Raw genomic sequence first — 18,217 nt, forward strand, 5'->3', positions numbered from 1 at the left:
TCTCGCAGATGCACGTGCCCGGCTTTTCCTCGTCGTCCGCGCGGGGACCTGCCCAGCGTGGTGTCCCCGCGGAGAATCGGGAAGGACTTGCCGGCGTCCGGGCCGCGCAGAACGCAGAGAAGGCTGATGGCCCGCCCGCTGTTGCCCGCACCGGTGGTATTTTCCTCTTCTCTGGAGCGTTCGCCCCGTGTAGGCAGGCTCAGATGCTTCTTACCGCTTGCGTTTTGTTCTTGTAGAGCGGCGGCCAAATCGTGCTCCAGGCGTTTTTCTGCCCGGGCCAGCGTCATGCTTTCGGCCCTACCCGGTTCACCTTCGACCCGCACGACGCGAGGGTAGGGGCGTTCTGCGGAGGTTTTGGCGCGGTCAAGAAAATAGAGAGTCATGCCTATAGGTAAACCCATAGTGAATTAATGCTCAATATATGCCATTTAAGATGACATAAATATTCGAATAATGCGTTTTTGTTATCTAAATATCTCAAATTCTGTGGATACTGCATATTTGCTTGAAAGGCTACCCGGGGTGATTTTCGCGATCGACCCCGGTGCGCGGCTTGTGCGCATACGGTCGGCGGGTGCGCACACCATTCCTTGAATGGTCTCTTCTGGGTAGTGGGCTTGTCTGCCCCTCAAGTGAATATTTACGCGTAAATAATTTCCCGCCCTGTTTCGCGCAGCTTCCGAAGCTCTTATCCTGAACGGCAAATAAAAATCTTCAGATGCGTGCTAATCCCGTTCATGTCCATCCGGAACCCAACGACCAATAGCGCAAAAACTAGTTCCCAAAAGTACCGAAAATCATGTCATAAGTATGCGGACCAGTTGATAAGCGGGTATCTTAGAGTATGACTATATCCATCGTGGGAGGGGCAAGGTGTGCCCCGCCCACGCGGATCGTGCCCTCCCCGAACCAGCGGGGAAATGCCCGGTCTGGAAGGCGAAAACCAGCCCCGATAGGGGTCGGGGCGCCGTGATAATACAGGAGAAAACATTGACTGCTGACCTCGTAGTTGTCGGATCGGGCCTCTTCGGCCTGACCATCGCAGAACAGGCCGCCACCGAGCTGGGCCTGAAAGTCGCTCTGCTGGACCGTCGCTCCCACATTGGCGGTAACGCATACAGCGAGAAGGAGAAGCAGACCGGCATTGAGGTGCACCGCTACGGCGCTCACCTGTTCCACACCTCCAACGAGCGCGTGTGGGAGTATGTGAACCGCTTCACCGACTTCACGAACTATGTGCACCGCGTGTACACCCGCCACAACGGCATCGTGTACCCCATGCCGATTAACCTCGGTACCATCAACCAGTTCTTCAACGCCGCCTACTCGCCGGCAGAGGCAAAGGTGCTGATTGCTGAGCAGGCTGGCGAGCTGGCTGGTACCGACCCGCAGAACCTCAACGATAAGGGCATCTCCCTGATTGGTCGCCCCCTGTACGAGGCCTTCATCAAGCACTACACCGCAAAGCAGTGGCAGACCCCGCCGGAGGAGCTGCCCGCATCCATCATTTCCCGTCTGCCGGTGCGTTATACCTACGACAACCGCTACTTCAACGATAAGTACGAGGGCCTGCCGGTCGACGGCTACGCCGCTTGGCTGGAGCGCATGGCCGCACACCCGAATATCGAGGTTCACCTGAACACCGATTTCTTCGAGCCCGGCCACGAGTACTCCCGCGAGAACGTGCTCGGCCAGATTCCCGTGGTTTACACCGGCCCGGTGGACCGCTACTTCGACTACGCCGAGGGCGATCTGTCCTGGCGCACCATCGACCTGGAAGAAGAAGTTCTGCCGATTGAGGACTTCCAGGGCTGCTCCGTGATGAACTACCCCGATGCTGACGTCCCCTTCACTCGTATCCACGAGTTCCGTCACTTCCACCCGGAGCGTGACTACACCAAGGACGCAACCGTCATTATGCGTGAGTTCTCCCGCTTCGCTAACAAGGGTGACGAGCCCTACTACCCGGTGAACACTGCCGTGGATCGCGAGAAGCTGCTGGCTTACCGCGACCTGGCTAAGGGTGAGGATAACGTGCTGTTCGGTGGCCGCCTGGGTACCTACAAGTACCTGGACATGCACATGGCCATCGCCTCGGCACTGTCGATGTTTGACAACAAGATCCGCCCGCACTTCACCGACGGTGCCAAGATCGAATCCGGTGGTGTGGACGCATAGTTATGGCTACTCAGACTTTGAAGACTCTGCAGCGGGTCATTTTCCCGAGCGCGGTTGAGACCGACGTCGTGCCCCTCTACGTGGATGCGGGCGTTGCAACCGGCGTTCAGCTGCCCACCCGTATCGACGGCGACGCCTCGACCTCCATCGCGGAGGCGATGAACACCTCCGGTCAGTCTGTATCGAACGCTAGCGCGAACCGTGATGCCGCGAACAGCTTGAACAGCCGCCGCTCCATCACCGTGAGCGCGGGCCAGAGCCTGTCGTTCGGTACCTATTTCAACGCTTTCCCCGCTTCGTACTGGCGCCGCTGGACCGACCTGAAGAAGGTCACCCTGAGCGTTCAGACCCGTGGCGAGGGCATGGTCATTGTGTACAAGTCCAACGGCCGTGGCGTGATCCAGCGTGTGGACGCCAAGCTGCTCTCCGGCGAGGAGACCACCACCTTCACGATGCCCCTGGCACCCTTCGGTGACGGTGGCTGGTACTGGTTCGACCTGTCAGGTACCACCGACCTCGAGCTGGTCGAGGCAAATTGGCTGGGCGATATCGAGCCCCGCGCCGACGTGAAGGCCGGCCAGGCAACCGTGCAGATTACCACCATGAACAAGGTGGAGTACTGCATCAACAACATTCGTGCGCTGGGCGAGAGCCCCGAGATTTTCGATGCCGTGCACGAGTTCCTGATTGTCGACCAGGGCACCCAGAAGGTTCAGGACCACGAGGACTTCGAAGAGGTCGTCAAGCCTCTGGCGGGCAAGTTCCGCATCATTAATCAGGGCAACCTGGGCGGTTCCGGCGGCTTCTCGCGCGGCATGTTCGAGGCCGTGAACAACGGCTCCGACTACGTGCTGCTGCTGGATGACGACGTTATCGTTGAGCCCGAGTCGATTCTGCGCATGGTGACCTTCGCAAACTACTGCAAGGAGCCCACCATCGTGGGCGCACACATGTTTGACATGTTCGACCGCTCGGTCCTGCACGCGTTCGGTGAGGTCGTGGATCCGTGGCGTAACTTCTACGCTAAGCCGCACGAAGACATGGCAATGGGCCACAACCTGGGCCACCACAACCTGCGTAACACCCCGTGGCTGCACCGCCGCGTGGATGTGGACTACAACGGCTGGTGGATGTGCCTCATCCCGACCGCGGTCATCAAGGAGATCGGCCTGTCCCTGCCGCTGTTCCTGAAGTGGGACGACGCCGAGTACGGCCTGCGCGCTAAGGCCGCGGGCTTCGCGACCGTGTCCTTCCCCGGCGCCGGCGTGTGGCACGTGTCCTGGACCGATAAGGACGATTCCGTCGGCTGGCAGGCTTACTACCACGAGCGTAACCGTCTCATCACGGCCCTGTTGCACTCTCCCTTCGACAAGGGTGGCCGCGTGCTGCTGGATTCGCTGTTCCTTGACGTCAAGCACACCCTGTCGATGCAGTACTACACCGAGGCCGGCCGTCTGCTGGCTCTCGAGGACCTGCTGTCGGGCCCCGATCACCTGCACCCCTCGCTCTCGAAGCGTCTGCCGGTGATTCGCGCGATGGCTAAGGAGTACCCGGAGTCTCAGGTGAAGCCGAACGTGGACGACTTCCCGGCTATCCAGTCGAAGAAGCCGCCGTTCCGCGGTCGCCGCTCCTTCGCATCCCCCGGCTACAAGAAGCTTGCTTCGTGGACCGCGAAGACCGTGGGTCGCCAGCTCTTCAAGCCCGTGAGCGAAGAAGCGAAGGCGCATCCGCAGATTCAGCTGAACTACGGTGAAACCAACTGGTGGACCCTGTCGAAGTTCGACTCGGCTCTGGCCACGAACGCTGAGGGTACCGGTCTCTTCTGGTACCGTCGTGACCCCGAGCAGCTGAAGTCGAAGCTAATTCACGCCGCGAAGCTGCACGCTCAGCTGGTGACCGGCTGGGAGAAGCTGCGCGACCTGTACCGTTCGAAGGCCGCAGAGGTTGCCTCCTACGATGCGTGGGCTAAGACCTTTGCTGAGCATACGGATTCTGAGCTGACCCGATGAGCGATTTGAAGTCTGTTCCCCTGAAGGCGCCCGGTCGCGGCCGCGGCATTCTGGATGCGATGAAGAATCGCTACCTGCTTCGACTGCTGGTCGATAAGGAAATCCAGGTCCGCTACCGCGGCTCGGTGCTGGGTATTTTGTGGTCGTACATTAAGCCGGGTGTGCAGTTCCTGGTGTTCTACATTGCCATGGGTCTTTTCCTTGGCCTGGAACGCGGTATGCACAACTATGCGGTGTACCTATTCTCGGGCATGATTGCCATTAACTTCTTCTCGGAGGGGTTCGGCAATGGTGCTCGCGCCATGGTGGTTAACAGCGCTCTGATTCGCAAGATTTACCTGCCGCGTGAGTTGTTCTCGCTGTCGACGGTGTGGGTGGCTCTGGTGCATTTTGTGCCGCAGATTGTGGTCATGCTCCTGGCGTGTTTTGCGGTGGGTTGGCATCCGTCCGCGTTGGCTTTCGGGTCGATTCTGGCGGGCATGCTCATCGTGATGCTGCTGTCCTATGGTCTGGGTCTGATTTTCGGTGTGGCTAACGTGTTCTTCCGAGATTCGGAGAACATTGTGGACATGCTGCTGATGGTGGCTACCTGGTTCTCGCCGGTGCTGTACTCCTGGACCATGGTGCGTGACACTCTCTACCCGTGGGTGTTCAACGTGTTCATGATTAACCCGCTGACCGTTGCGGTGGAGCTGTTCCACTATGGCTTCTGGCATCCGACGCTCCGTCCTGAGGATTTGGCGCTTCCTGCTTCGCAGGTGGTTCCGCATCTCTTCAGCTTCTGGACTCCGATTGCCATTGGTATTTCTCTGCTGACCGTTTTGATTGGTGATTTGCTCTTCCGTAAGTTTGAGGGCAACTTCGCCCAGGAGCTCTGATTCTGTGGATATTAAGAAGCTTGAGTTCCCGCCGGTGAGCCCGGACGCTCCCGTGGTGATTCACGTGGAGAATTTGGTGAAGCGCTTCGTTCTGCGCCACACCCGTTCGATGAAGGAAGCTTTTGTGTGGCTGATTAAGGGCCGCAAGGGTGATCTTTCGGAGAAGTTCAATGCGCTCAACGGCGTGAGCCTGGATATTCGTCAGGGTGAGCGTGTGGCTCTTCTGGGTCTGAACGGCTCGGGTAAGTCCACGTTGCTGAAGATGATTTCTGGCGTGATGCGCGCCGACGAGGGTGAGGTTCTTACTCGCGGCAATATTGCGGGTCTGATTGAGGTGGGCGCTGGTTTCCACCCGGATTTGACCGGCCGCGATAACGTGTACCTCAACGGCGCGATTTTGGGTATGACCAAGGATGAGATTGAGGCTTCCTTCGATTCGATTGTGGATTTCGCTGAGATTCACGACTTTATCGATACCGAGGTGAAGTTCTACTCTTCGGGTATGTACCTGCGTCTGGCGTTCTCGGTTGCCGTGCACACAAGCCCGGATATCTTCCTGGTGGATGAGATTCTTGCGGTGGGCGACGAGCCCTTCCAGAAGAAGTGTATTGCGAAGATTCAGGAGCTGTGCTCGGCTGGTAAGACTCTTGCCGTGGTGAGCCACGACCTGGATTTGGTGTCTAAGATTTGTGACCGCGGCGTGGTGCTGGAACACGGTAACCTTCGATTCGACGGCCCGATTAAGGAGGCCGTGAAGGTAATTCGCGGCGGTGACTAAACGCTAAGCGTCATGGTGAAGGGGCGTGTATTCCCGTGAGGGGAGTGCACGCCCCTTTGCCGTGCCCTGTCACTGCGCTCTTTCGTTGCGGGGTTATCGGCTCGTGAGGGACAGCGCGGATGGTCCTGGCCAAATCCGCGGTGTGGATAAAGCACCAAATGTTACGCACGTATTCGTGGTAGGAAGATGGGCTGGGCGCTAGATGCTGCAAGCTACCTCCCAAGGGCGGAGAAGAATACTTGTGGCGATTGACTAGGGCGTTTGTACTGATCCGGGTATTCCCCGCGTAGAAATGGCACATATCACGATAGAAAATATCGAAAAACTACACCTGTAAATATTAAGTAGCGAAATATATAGTTTTGATAAATTTGATGCCCTGTGGCTAGGATGATGGAAGTAATAGGTTACAGTCGCAAAGTTGCATGTAACGCCACCACACACCGCAGCATCGGATTATTTCAATGGAGAACACCGTTCCGAATACCAAAATGGAACACCTGGCTCTACTTGAGGAGAACATTCGCAAGGCCATGCGCCGTCGCAACCTGGACCCTCGAGAGGACCGGGATGCCGTACGCGCGCTCATCGGTGAATGTTTGGATGAATATGAGCAGAAGCGCACCCGCGTCTCCCTGCCCGATGTGGGGGAGCGGAGCGTCGTCATCCAGCGGCTCCACGATGAAATCTGCGGTTTCGGGGTCATCCAGCCCTTCCTCGATGATGAGAGCGTTGAGGAGATCTGGATTAACTCGCCCGATGAAATCTTCATCGCGCGCAACGGCGAAAGCGAGCTCACCGGCCTGCATCTGAGCCCCCGGGCCATCAACAGCCTGCTGGAGCGTATGCTCAAGCCCTCGGGCCGTCGCCTGGACCTTTCCTCTCCCTTCGTGGATGCTTCCCTGCCGGATGGCTCCCGCCTGCACGCGGTAATCCCGGATATCACCCGCAGGCACACGAGCATCAATATCCGTAAGTTCGTGGTGCGGGCCCGCCGCCTGCCCGATCTGGTCCGCATGAACTCCCTGAGCGCCGGCGCGGCGTCCCTGCTGCACGCGGCGGTGGAGAGCGGCATGAATATCCTCGTCTCGGGTGCAACCCAGTCGGGCAAGACCACGATGCTCAATTGCCTATCTGCATCGATTCCGCCGCGGGAACGCGTGGTCACCTGTGAAGAGATTTTTGAGCTATCCGTGCCGCTGCGAGACGTGGTGGGCATGCAATGCCGCCAGCCGAACCTTGAGGGTACCGGCGCCATCGAGTTGCGCCGCCTGGTCAAGGAAGCCCTGCGTATGCGCCCGGACCGCATCCTCATTGGCGAGGTACGCGAGGCAGAATCTCTGGACATGCTGATTGCGCTCAACGCGGGTCTGCCCGGCATGTGCACGATTCACGCGAACTCGGCACGCGACGCCGTGACAAAGATTTGCACCCTGCCGCTACTGGCGGGCGAGAATATCTCCTCCTCATTCGTGGTGCCCACCGTGGCCTCGTGCTTTGACATCGTGGTTCACTGCGGCCGCGATACCCGCGGGCAGCGCCGGGTCGAGGAGATTAGCATGCTCGGCGGTCGTGTCGAGGACGGGGTGATTGAGATGTCGCCGCTATTTGTGCGACGTGATGGGCGCATGGTCTGCGTGGCCCTGGAACTGCCGAACGCCGAACGCTGGGTACGTGCGGGACATCGTCCCGAACAGGTGCTGGCCCTCGCGAAAGCGGGGCAGTGATGCCGCTTTTCCTCAGCCTAATTCTGGGCATCGGCGTGTGCCTGGTGTACCTCTCCTGTTTTCCGGAGGGGCAAAAACCGGTCCGCGAGGCCGCCGACCCCGCGCTGGTCGTGGCGTTGCGCAAAGCCGGGATGCACACGCTGACCCCTCGAACCTTCACCTGGGTGAGCCTTGCGAGCGCCGTCGCCCTGTCCCTGCTGCTTCTGCTGGTTAGCCAGTTGGTGGCCCTGGGCGTGCTCGGGTTTATCGCCGGGCTGGTGGCCCCTCGCGTGGTGGTGAATCATCGCGCCCGTGCCGCGGATGCACGCATCTGGCAGCTGTGGCCGGATGCCGTCGACCACCTGCGTTCGGCGATTCGTGCGGGTTTGTCCCTGCCGGAGGCGCTGATTCAGCTTTCGTACCGCGGCCCGGAAGAGCTGCGTGATGCCTTCGCCCACTTTTCGCGTGACTATCGCGCCTCGGGCGAGTTCGTGCCCTCGCTGAACCGTCTGAAGGAATACCTCTCGGACCCGGTTGCGGACACCATCATCGAGGCGTTGAAGATTGCTCGCGAGGTGGGAGGCTCTGACCTGGGCAAGCTGCTGGGCACGCTCAGCGATTTTCTGCGCGATAATGCCCGCACCCGCTCGGAGCTTCTGGCTCGCCAATCCTGGACAGTGAATGCGGCCCGGCTCTCGTGCGTGGCCCCCTGGTTCGTGCTCTGCCTGATGGCTACGCAGCCGGCGGCGCGCATGGTGTACAACTCCTTTGCCGGGGCCGTGCTCATGATGGCCGGGGCGACGGTTTCGCTGGCCGCCTATCGTCTGATGCTTCGCATCGGTGAGCTTCCGCGCGAACGGAGGGTCTTCGGATGAACCTTCCCATTGTGTTTGCCCTGTTGCTGGCGGCCGGCCTGGGCCTGATTCTTTCGTCGGTTCTGAATACTCGAAGCGTTTCCTTCGCCGATCGCGTGGCATCGCAGCTTCGCGGTGAGACTCTGCGTGAGTCGCTGTTGAAGGAGCAGGAGCGCCGTGAGCCGAGCCTGCTGGAGGCGATTTCGGCGTTCTGTGCGCCGCTTCTGCGTTCGCTGTCTTCGTCGTTGAGCGGCTCGTCGCTGAGTGATAGTTCGGTGCAGGAGCGTCTGCGTCGTGCTGGTTCTTCGCAGAGTGTGAGCGCGTTTCGTGCTGAGCAGCTGCTGTGGGCTCTTGCCGGTGTGACCGTCATGAGTGCCTTGACCGTCATTGGCGTGGTGCAGGAGCGTTTCTCCATCCTGGTGGCTCTTGTGCTGGTGCTGGTGAGCGGTTTGAGCGGCTTTCTGGCACGTGACTGGTGGCTGGGTGAGGCGGTGACTAAGCGTGAGAAGCAGCTGGTTGCTGAGTTCCCGGCGCTGGCGGAGATGATGGCGCTGTCGGTGACGGCAGGCGAGTCGGCGCTGGCGGCTTTGGAACGTATCTGTTTGACCTCTCGCGGCGAGTTGGCTCGTGAGTTTTCTGAGATTTTGGCGCAGACCCGCACCGGCGTTTCGCTACTGAGCGCGCTGCAGGAGTTTGCGGAGCGTACTCGCGTTCCGGCGTTGAGCCGCTTCGTTGAGGGTATTGCTGTTGCGATTGAGCGCGGTACCCCTCTGGCTGATGTGTTGCGTGCGCAGGCTCAGGATGTGCGCGATAACGCTAAGCGTGAGCTGATGGAAACAGCCGGTAAGAAGGAGATTGCGATGCTCGCCCCGGTGGTGTTTTTCATCCTGCCGCTGACCGTAATTTTTGCGGTCTTCCCGGGCCTGTCGCTCATGCGTTTGAACTTTTAGATTTTGCGGCGGGTACACACCGTACCGGCTGCACCGCGGTGGGCTGGGCTGATTGCCCGGCGCGCCGCACCAACCACACACTACACCCTTTGATAGAAGGAGAAAATCATGTTCCATCGTTTCCGCACCACCCTCACCGTGCTGATTGCCCTGGCTATCGCATCCGTGCTGGCTCTGCGCCTGAAGAACAAGCAGGATGATCCCGAGCGCGGCGACGTGCCCGGCTGGGTCATGATTACCATGATGAGCGCCGTGCTGGTTGCCGCTATCCTGGCGATTGCTCAGCCCGCTCTGACCAAGATGTTCAACGACGCGATTGCTCTGGTTCACCAGTAATGCGTAAGCCCCGCATCGCTTCTGAGCTGACTGCCGCTGAGCTATCCTCCGCGGAATATTCTGTGGAGGAGAGCGAGCGCGGTGACGCCAGCACGGAATTCGTCATGGTCGGTGCGCTGTTGGTGTTGCTGACCATGGCGATTCTGCAGGTTTCTTTCGCCCTGTATGCACGAACCATGTTGGTGGATGCTGCGGCGGCTGGGGCACGGTACGGTACGATGCGTGACCGCACTCCGCAGGAGGGCATGGAGCGTACCCGTCAGATGATTGAGGGGACTCTTCCGTCTTCGTATGCTGAGAATATTTCGTACCGTCAGAGTAGTGATTCTACGGGTGTGCGCACTTTGGAGGTGACGGTGAAGTCGCCGTTGCCGGTGCTGGGTCCGTGGGGTTTTCCGGATTCTATTGAGGTGAAGGGGCATGCGATTTATGCGGAGCATCGTTCCGGTGATTAGCGACTTTTCGCTTCGGCAGCGGGTGAAGGAACGCCTGAAGAGCCGCTCTGATCGGCCTCTTTCTGAGCAACACGACTCTGAAGAGGGCAGCGCCATTGTGGAGTTCCTGGGTTTGGGTATTACTCTGCTCATCCCGGTGCTCTACGGCATTCTGACGATTTTTAGCTTGCAGTCTTCGGTGATGGCGGCTCATGCTGCGAGCGCCCAGGTGGTGCTGTATGTGCAGGAGCAGCCGCAGGATTCATCGGTTGGCCCGGATTTGGCTCAGCGTCTGGCGGTGCATGCTGCCGCGGATTACGGGGTTGAGCCTTCCGATGTGAGCGTGTCGTTGAGCTGTGCGTCGGGGGAGTGCGTCTCGGGTACGAAGGCGTACGCCACGGTGACGGTTCAGGCGCGTTTGCCGCTTCTGCCTTCGTTTATGGGTGGCGGCGTGATTCCGGTGAGTTCTCATGCGACGAGTTGGGGGTCTGGTCATGCTGATTCCTAATGGTTCGCCCGCTCATCTGTTCTCGCCCGCTCGCCTGCTTTCCTCTGTGCGGGAGCGCTACGCTAACACATACCGTCGTGCCCATCTACAGGTTCGTGCCCGTGCGCAGAGCCGGGCGCTCGCCGCTGACCCGATCGCTTCGGGCCCGGAAGAGGGCAGTATTGCCCCGCTGATTGTGGGCATGCTCGCGTTGCTTCTGCTCATCGGTTCGGTGACGGTGGCGATTACGGGCGCGTATCTGCAGACTCAGCATCTGCAGGATATGGCGGACGCTCAGGCGAACTCGATTACCCGCACGATGCGCACTCCGGATGAGGCGAGTGGTTCGGCGGCGTGGGAGTATGCGAGTGCGTACCTGGCTGAGGTTCAGCCGGGGCAGGATTTTCAGGCGCTACGTCTGGAGAACGTGTCTGTGGATTCTGACCAGAGTGTGCATGTGTACCTGTCGGCTCGTATTCGTCCGCCGCTACTGTCGATTCTGGTGCCTGATGGTATTGAGGTAACCGCTCACGGTTCGTCGCGTTTGAAGACGAGCCAGGGCCCGTCCACTGATTAGTGCGTCCATCAACGGCGCACGGGCGTATCGGCGACGGGTATATCGGCTCACTCGCTTATTGGCGTGTTGTGAGCCTCCTAGACTGCGAGGGCGCATCCGCAAGGTAGTGTAACGGCTAGCGGATGCGCCCTCGTTTTATGCCCTTTTTAGGTCTTCGCTGCGCGGGTTCTGCCCTCTGCCTGCCTTATCCTTCTGCGCTGTGGGCTGTTGGGGGCTGTAACGGCGGGACTTTCTGGCCGTTTCGCGATAGTGTTAAAAGCTATGGCATCCTTCGATTTTTCCGCTGAGATTAAAGAGCTTCGCGCTATCTTTGCCTCGATTGCCGCAGTGAGCGACATCGAGGGGATTGAGCGCGCCATTGAGGAGCTGTCCGAACAGGCCGCCGCCCCCGATTTGTGGGATGATGTTGAGCATGCCCAGAAGGTGACGAGTGCCCTCTCCTACAAGCAGTCGGAGCTGAATCGTCTGCGCTCGCTGTCCTCTCGCATTGACGATGTTGAGGTGATGGTGGAGCTTGCCGAGGCCGAGGATGCTGAGACCGCCGCCGAACTACTGGCAGATGCTCAGGAGGAATGCGGCCAGATTCGCGCCAAGCTGGAAGAGCTGGAGGTTTTGGTCCTCCTCTCCGGTGAGTACGATCAGCGTGAGGCTGTGGTGACGATCCGTTCGGGCGCTGGTGGCGTGGACGCCGCTGATTTCGCGGAGATGCTGCTGCGCATGTACCTGCGTTGGGCGGAGAAGAACGGCTACCCGACGAAGGTTCTGGACACCTCCTACGCTGAGGAGGCGGGCCTGAAGTCGGTGACCTTCGAGGTGAACGCGCCGTACGCTTTTGGCCGTCTGTCGGTGGAGGCGGGTACTCACCGCCTGGTGCGTATTTCGCCGTTCGATAATCAGGGACGCCGCCAGACCTCGTTTGCTGCGGTTGAGGTGATTCCTCTGATTGAGCAGACGGATGCTATTGAGATTCCCGAGTCTGAGATTAAGGTGGACGTGTTCCGCTCGTCGGGCCCGGGCGGTCAGTCGGTGAACACGACGGATTCGGCGGTGCGTATGACTCACCTGCCGACCGGTATTGTGGTGTCGATGCAGAATGAGAAGTCGCAGCTGCAGAACCGTGCGGCGGCCCTGCGCGTGCTGCAGTCCCGCCTGCTGTTGCTGCGTAAAGAACAGGAAGACGCGAAGAAGAAGGAGCTTGCCGGCGATATCAAGGCGAGCTGGGGCGATCAGATGCGCTCCTACGTGCTGCACCCGTACCAGATGGTGAAGGATCTGCGCACCGGGTACGAAGAAGGTAATACCTCGAACGTGCTGGATGGCGGTTTGAACGCTTTTATTGATGCTGGGATTCGCTGGCGTGCTTCGGGGCGCGCGGCTGAAGACAGCTAAGACGTGAAGGATTGAGTAATGGCTCAGAAAAAGAAGAAAGACGCAAAGAAAGACCCGAATAACGCGATTATTGCCCAGAATAAAAAGGCTCGCCACAACTACAACATTGTGGATACCTATGAGGCGGGTATTGTTCTGCTGGGTACTGAGGTGAAGTCTCTGCGTGATGGTGGGGCGTCCATTGTGGATGGTTTCTGCCAGGTGACCGATAACGAGTTGTGGCTCGAGGGTATTCATATTGCGGAGTATGGTTACGGTACGTGGACGAACCATGCGGCTCGTCGTCGCCGTAAGCTGCTGCTGCATCGTTCTGAGATTAATAAGTTGGCGCAGAAGTTGAAGGAGACCGGTTACACGGTGGTTCCGTTGAAGCTGTACTTCTCGAATGGTCGTGCGAAGGTTGAGATTGCTTTGGCGACCGGTAAGCGTGAGTACGATAAGCGTCAGGCTTTGCGTGAGCGTCAGGATGACCTGGAGGCGCGCCGCGCGATGCGTTACCGCAACCTCGGCTAGGGACTGGCGCATCGCTCTTCTCCCTCGGGAAGGGTGGGCGCCCCTACCTATAATGGTAGGTGGATAGTGCGCCGACCGGATGTTGCCTACAATTCCAAGCTCCGTCGTGCGCCGCCACAAACTATATCTATGTAAGGAGACCGATATGTCTGAGTCCTCGAACGTTCAGCCGTTGCCCGAAGACGCCGCTTCCGCGCCGGTGCAGGATGCTGCGGAGCGCACCTCGCACTCTGCTGCGGAACAGAAGCCGGGCTCGGGGCTGGCTATCGCCTCCTTGGTATGCGGCATTTTGGGTATTCTGACCGGTATTTTTATCTACGGTGTTGCTCTCGGCCTGGCCGGTATCGTGCTGGGCATTGTTGCGCTGGTTCAGGTGCGTCGAGGCGCTGCTTCCGGTAAGGGCCTGGCGATTGGCGGTATCGTGACCGGTGTCGTGAGCTTCGTGGTGGCCGCGGTGACCATCGCGGTCATCGTGCTGAACGCCATGATGGGTCAGGAGTGCATCAACAACGGTCACGAGACGTCCGATGGTGGTTACGTGTGCACCCTGGGCGGTCACGAGCAGACCCTGAGCCCCTCGGAGTACAAGAACCTGAGCCGTTTCTAGGGCAGACGGTGCTGCCTCCTCACGGGGATAGCGCGCACTGGCTCCGAAGCATATTGGCTGGATGGAGGGCGTGACGGCTCTCCTGATGAAAAAATTGCGTGATATGTGGTCAAAGAGCGGCTTGTTTATATAATTGTGGGTAAGGCTTGGCGCTACGTAGCGCGTTGAGCGAGATGAAACTGTTCACTGCAACTGTGAAAGAAAGAATGACAGATGTCTGAGAATAACTACGGAAACCCCCAGGGGAACGCGCAGAACCCCTATGCTGCTCAGCAGCCTGCTTCTTCCCAGCAGAACGACGCGTACGGCCAGTCCTCCTACAATCAGTCCTCGTACGGTCAGGATTCGTCCGCTCAGGGTTCCTACGGCCAGAACTCGTATGGCCAGAACTCCTACAACCAGTCCTCGTACGGTCAGGAGAGCCAGAACCAGTTCGGCCAGTACGGCCAGGACTCCTCGGCTCAGCAGTCTTCCCAGTACGGCCAGGGTTACCCCCAGCAGGGCCAGCCGGGTGAGTACAACAACTACCAGTACCAGCAGAACTCCTACCAGCAGCCCGGCCAGGATCTCTACAACTACGGCCAGCAGGGCAACTACCCCTACCAGGCATCGAAGAAGACCCCGGCTCTGGCTATCACCTCGATGATTCTCGGTATTGTTGGTCTTCTGACCGGCTTCTTCGCAATCGGCCTGCTCTTTGGCATCGCTGCCGTTGTTCTGGGTATCATCTCGCTGAAGCAGACCAAGGCTGCCGGCGCGGGTCAGGGCTTCGCAATTACCGGTATCATTACAGGTGCTCTGGCCTTTATCTTCGGCCTCATTATGGTCTTTGTCTATATCTTTACCTTCCAGACCATGCAGAAGTGCGCCGAGGTTGGTACTAGCGACGGTCACGGCCACGCGGTCTGCCAGATTGGTGACGATCCGGACGACCTGATGACCGTCCCGGCACGTTAATAAACTTTAGAACGCCACCTGACGAGCGCGTTAGGGGAGGGGCGGAGTCTCAGATTTTCTGAGGCTCCACCCCTCCTCCTTTGTATTTGGAGACTGATACTCAGCGCGTGCACGTCGTCGGGGGAAGCATCGAGGGACTTGCGCCCGTTCGGGTGCCTCAGATATACTGAATCTCTACCGTGTTTGAATGGCACCACAGCGTCTAGGTACGCTGAGGAAAACTTTCAGAGGACGGTGGGCTTTTTGATAAAAGCATAGGGGGATGATCGGTTTCGACGATGTGAGTTGAGACGGGTGAAGCGTGCCGAGGATGCAGGGTTATCTCGTTAACGCCCTCTGCAAAAAATTAAGTGCAGAATCTAAGCGCACTGACTTCGCACTCGCTGCCTAAGCACGAGTTGCCGTCTGTCGGCCTGAGCATGCCTTTGGCTCAGTTACCGGCATCGACTTAAAAGGCCACTGCTGCTAGCCCTCGTCGCGGGGGCTGGCGGGACTTTTACGTGACTAGGCTCGTCGGTATATGTGTTTATGCAAGTACCGGAGCCGAAAAGTAGCGTTCGCATAAACTGCGCACGGAGAAGCCCCGTTGACGCCACATCGGACCGGGGTTCGATTCCCCGCATCTCCACGATCTCCCATCCGCCCGTACCCCTTGGGGAACGGGCGGTACTTGGTTCCAATCCAGAGGAAGAACCGCGGTAGGTTTCTACCACCCGGCAGGACGCCCCACGGCGTCACCTGCCGGGTATTTTTATGCCCAATTGTCGGTCTGTTCTGGGATGTACCGGCGTGCCCGAGGGTACTCAGGTGACCGCATTGTAAGTGGGTTGGGCGTCAAAAGGTTTGGGCTGACGTCAAAAAGTATGGGCTGGCGTCGAAAGGTTTAGATGGACAACATCTTCATCCGCACCGACCCTGCCGGGATCATCAAACCCGACAAAGAAAAATCCACCGAGAAGATCGACGGTGTGGTGGCCACTATCATGGGCCTCGACCTGGCGATTAGATGCGGCAGTGGACCCGCCACTGAGAGTGTGTATGACAGAAGAAGCATATTTTTCATGTAATGTAAATTTGCGTGTTACATCTGGCGAGACTCTCTGATAGACTGCTGAGTAGTGACGTAAGATACGTCACTATATGACGTGGGAATGCAAACACAACCGCAATTTCTGCTTGGAATTGGGGGCTAGCTGCTTCCACGATTGCAAGAGCTTTAGGGCCAGCATTTGTTGGTGGTTTTGGAAAAGCCATTGGAGGTCCGGCAGTAATTGCCGCTGCGCTAGCTGTTGCAGCAGCGTCCTGCACTCTCACTCTTTAACCTGGGAGAGGTCCAATGCGTACGAAGAATATATTTACACTAGGATTTTTTCTCACTATTGTTCCGGTGTTCTGGGTGATTATCTCATTTGCCAGAGACGGGGAGTTCTTTAATCCAGTATCAATTCTAGGTGCAATTTTAGGAGGTCTTTTGGTCACTTTTGTAGTCAGAAGGATGCTTGAGAGTGATTCAAAGTTCCCTAAGGGACCTAGTAAGTAAAACATCGCTTAGAAGTTTCTAAGAGGAAGAACCGCGGTAGGTTTCTACCACCCGGCAGGCGCTCGTTTGAGCACCTGCCGGGTATTTTTATACCCGCTGCGGGGCGAACGTGCGACCGTATCGTAACGAGAACGTCACGTAAGAAGACGTAAAGAGAACTCATGACGTAGTATCAAAGGGTAGATATTGTTCCGACGCCGCGACGCTTGAGCCTTCGTAGCCGTATGATGAACGATAGAGAGCCAATGGATACCCACGTTGCCGGGGGCACTCGGAGCGTACCGTCACGCACCGGAGCTCGGCGACACCCGAATAAGGACACACCATGGATAACCAGAACCCCACCCCCGCTTCCGGCGGCGCCCAGGGCGGATTCGCCACGGCATCGAACAATAGCGCTCCCTACGGCGCTTCGCAGGCTCAGCCTGGAGGACCCGGCGCAGCTCCCTCCTTCCAGCCCGCCTACGGTGCTCCGAACGGTCAGCCCGGTGCACCCGCGGGAGTGGCTATCGCACCCGCCGCGTACCCCGAGCGTGACGATACCTACCATCGTATCCCGGCCGAGTACACCGTCCCCGAAGAACACCGCCGCCCCTACGGCGACGCCACCGGCGATTTCCGTGGCCCCGGCTACTACTACTCCATCGGCGCCTTCTGCTCCGGCCTGGGAGCCCTGGCGCTCACCATCTACGCCTGGATGGTTGTGGGCCTGCGTGCCCTCGAGATGAGTGAGATGAGTAGCCGCGGCTACCGTTCCAGCTCGCTAGCCTACGACTCGACCTCGGTCGTCGGTCTATTCCTGACGGGCCTGATTCCCGCCGGTATTGCTATCTGGCTGGCCATCTATTCCGCGCAGGTCAATAGCGGCCACGTCACCAAGTACACCTCGAAGATGAACACCTTCAATATCTTCGCCTATGTCCTTGCAGGCCTGAGCATTCTGGCCTTGCTGGGCGTTCTATTCGTCGCTCTCTAAGAAAGCGATATAACGCAGGAAGGCGGCGGCACCCCGTATTGGGGTGCCGCCGCCTTTGTCATATGCGCGGCTCCGGCGAGATAAGTCCGGCGGGAGAAGGAGGCCTAACCCTCCGTGTTAAGGATTTGGAGGACCTGTTCCTGAACCGCTGCGGTATTACTGGCCACCAACGATACCGTCTCGGACGTACCGGCGTGCTCGGGCAGGTTGCCCTCGAGGGTAGAGGCAACGCCGCCGGCCTCACGGATGATCGGGAGGAGAGCCGCCACCTCGAAGAAGGAAAGGGCCGGATCCACCACGGTATCCACGGCCCCCTCGGCGAGCAGACACGCCGACCAGAAGGACCCGTAGGCGCGGGAACGGCTTGCGGAGCGTAGCAGGTGCAGCAGGCGCGGGGTGAGGTTCGGGACGGAGGAGCCAGCCTGCTCCCACGAGGCGATATCCGTGTACGCTACGGAGAGAAGATCGAGCTGCGTCACCTCAGAAACCTGAAGGCGAGTCGCCTGCGCGAGCGACTTGCCCGTGTACGCACCAGAACCGCGAGCGGCCCACCAGCGACGGCCCAGCGACGGGGCGGAGACCACGCCCACCACAGGCTCACCCTGGTCCAGCAGAGCGATGAGGGTGGCCCACACGGGAACGCCGCGGCGGAAGTTATCCAGCTCCGCGAGGGGCGCAATAACCCACTGGCGCGCCGCCTGGCCGTTGTGGCCCGCGTGTTCGCCGGCGATGCCGTCGCGGGTGCGGACCCTCGACAGCTGAGCCCGCAACAACTCCTCAACTTCTAGAGCAACCTCCAGCGCATAATCGGCGGGTGCCTCCGGCACGACCGGTTCGTGCTCGGCACTCCGCTGCGCGGCACGTTGCCAGGGTGCCAGGGGCGCGGACTCAGCGGGCTTCTGCTCCTCTTCGGAGATAGCGGGGCTGTCCTCCGCGGGGGAGTATGCGGGACGGTCACGGAAACGGGCGGAGCTGACCCGGTCCACGCTATCGGCCAAAATGTGCGCGAGACGCAGGTCGTCGGTGTACAGCGGGGTACGGCTCATGG

General features: G+C 59.1%; 18 protein-coding genes and 1 other RNA gene. 18 read left to right on the top strand and 1 reads right to left on the bottom strand.

The window, feature by feature from the left end:
• Window positions 1–990 precede the first annotated feature (990 nt).
• From glf to HMPREF2630_RS05805, 18 genes are all read left to right on the top strand, one after another.
• Window positions 991–2,178, top strand: coding sequence for a UDP-galactopyranose mutase (gene glf / locus HMPREF2630_RS05720; protein WP_070483828.1), 1,188 nt, complete (start codon window positions 991–993; stop codon window positions 2,176–2,178).
• Window positions 2,179–2,180: 2 nt separating this feature from the next.
• Window positions 2,181–4,187: a glycosyltransferase gene (locus HMPREF2630_RS05725; protein WP_049343999.1), complete on the top strand. Its 2,007-nt coding sequence runs from the start codon at window positions 2,181–2,183 to the stop codon at window positions 4,185–4,187.
• On the top strand, window positions 4,184–5,065 hold the full coding sequence (locus HMPREF2630_RS05730) for an ABC transporter permease (protein WP_049333323.1): 882 nt from the start codon (window positions 4,184–4,186) through the stop codon (window positions 5,063–5,065). Before HMPREF2630_RS05725 ends, HMPREF2630_RS05730 begins: the two co-directional genes overlap by 4 nt.
• A gap of 4 nt (window positions 5,066–5,069) precedes the next feature.
• Window positions 5,070–5,843 carry an ABC transporter ATP-binding protein gene (locus HMPREF2630_RS05735; RefSeq protein ID WP_049345391.1) on the top strand — a complete coding sequence of 258 codons (774 nt, stop codon included), beginning with the start codon at window positions 5,070–5,072 and terminating at the stop codon, window positions 5,841–5,843.
• Between the two features lie 464 nt (window positions 5,844–6,307).
• Window positions 6,308–7,570: a TadA family conjugal transfer-associated ATPase gene (locus HMPREF2630_RS05740; protein ID WP_049333322.1), complete on the top strand. Its 1,263-nt coding sequence runs from the start codon at window positions 6,308–6,310 to the stop codon at window positions 7,568–7,570.
• Window positions 7,570–8,424, top strand: a complete 855-nt coding sequence (locus HMPREF2630_RS05745; RefSeq protein WP_070483830.1) for a type II secretion system F family protein — start codon at window positions 7,570–7,572, stop codon at window positions 8,422–8,424. The genes HMPREF2630_RS05740 and HMPREF2630_RS05745 overlap by 1 nt, the downstream gene beginning before the upstream one ends.
• Complete coding sequence (locus tag HMPREF2630_RS05750; RefSeq protein WP_070483832.1) at window positions 8,421–9,353, top strand: type II secretion system F family protein; 933 nt, start codon at window positions 8,421–8,423, stop codon at window positions 9,351–9,353. The genes HMPREF2630_RS05745 and HMPREF2630_RS05750 overlap by 4 nt, the downstream gene beginning before the upstream one ends.
• A gap of 108 nt (window positions 9,354–9,461) precedes the next feature.
• Window positions 9,462–9,689, top strand: coding sequence for a hypothetical protein (locus HMPREF2630_RS05755; protein WP_070483835.1), 228 nt, complete (start codon window positions 9,462–9,464; stop codon window positions 9,687–9,689).
• Window positions 9,689–10,144 carry a TadE family protein gene (locus HMPREF2630_RS05760; protein ID WP_070483836.1) on the top strand — a complete coding sequence of 152 codons (456 nt, stop codon included), beginning with the start codon at window positions 9,689–9,691 and terminating at the stop codon, window positions 10,142–10,144. The genes HMPREF2630_RS05755 and HMPREF2630_RS05760 overlap by 1 nt, the downstream gene beginning before the upstream one ends.
• Entirely contained in the window at window positions 10,110–10,631 is a 522-nt protein-coding gene (locus tag HMPREF2630_RS05765) for a pilus assembly protein TadE (protein ID WP_070483838.1), read from the top strand. Before HMPREF2630_RS05760 ends, HMPREF2630_RS05765 begins: the two co-directional genes overlap by 35 nt.
• A complete protein-coding gene (locus HMPREF2630_RS05770) occupies window positions 10,594–11,187 on the top strand; it encodes a pilus assembly protein TadG-related protein (RefSeq protein WP_083298895.1) in 594 nt (197 codons plus the stop codon). The genes HMPREF2630_RS05765 and HMPREF2630_RS05770 overlap by 38 nt, the downstream gene beginning before the upstream one ends.
• A 261-nt stretch (window positions 11,188–11,448) precedes the next feature.
• A complete protein-coding gene (gene prfB / locus HMPREF2630_RS05775) occupies window positions 11,449–12,576 on the top strand; it encodes a peptide chain release factor 2 (RefSeq protein ID WP_049344015.1) in 1,128 nt (375 codons plus the stop codon).
• An 18-nt stretch (window positions 12,577–12,594) separates the two neighbouring features.
• Window positions 12,595–13,089 (top strand): SsrA-binding protein SmpB, encoded by a 495-nt coding sequence (gene smpB / locus HMPREF2630_RS05780; protein WP_005508591.1) that lies wholly within the window; start codon window positions 12,595–12,597, stop codon window positions 13,087–13,089.
• 145 nt (window positions 13,090–13,234) lie between these two features.
• Window positions 13,235–13,696, top strand: coding sequence for a DUF4190 domain-containing protein (locus HMPREF2630_RS05785; RefSeq protein ID WP_049344017.1), 462 nt, complete (start codon window positions 13,235–13,237; stop codon window positions 13,694–13,696).
• Window positions 13,697–13,909: 213 nt separating this feature from the next.
• Window positions 13,910–14,653, top strand: a complete 744-nt coding sequence (locus HMPREF2630_RS05790) for a DUF4190 domain-containing protein (protein ID WP_049344020.1) — start codon at window positions 13,910–13,912, stop codon at window positions 14,651–14,653.
• A 258-nt stretch (window positions 14,654–14,911) separates the two neighbouring features.
• Window positions 14,912–15,284, top strand: a transfer-messenger RNA (tmRNA) gene (gene ssrA, locus HMPREF2630_RS05795).
• Window positions 15,285–15,540: 256 nt separating this feature from the next.
• Entirely contained in the window at window positions 15,541–15,720 is a 180-nt protein-coding gene (locus HMPREF2630_RS05800) for a hypothetical protein (RefSeq protein WP_049344022.1), read from the top strand.
• Window positions 15,721–16,518: 798 nt separating this feature from the next.
• Window positions 16,519–17,169, top strand: a complete 651-nt coding sequence (locus HMPREF2630_RS05805) for a hypothetical protein (protein WP_070483840.1) — start codon at window positions 16,519–16,521, stop codon at window positions 17,167–17,169.
• Between the two features lie 104 nt (window positions 17,170–17,273).
• Here the strand turns inward: HMPREF2630_RS05805 and HMPREF2630_RS05810 are convergent, their stop codons facing one another.
• Window positions 17,274–18,215, bottom strand: coding sequence for an inositol monophosphatase family protein (locus HMPREF2630_RS05810; protein ID WP_070483842.1), 942 nt, complete (start codon window positions 18,213–18,215; stop codon window positions 17,274–17,276).
• Window positions 18,216–18,217: the final 2 nt, after the last annotated feature.

Source organism: Rothia sp. HMSC072B03 (assembly GCF_001809565.1).
Taxonomy (GTDB): domain Bacteria; phylum Actinomycetota; class Actinomycetes; order Actinomycetales; family Micrococcaceae; genus Rothia; species Rothia mucilaginosa_A.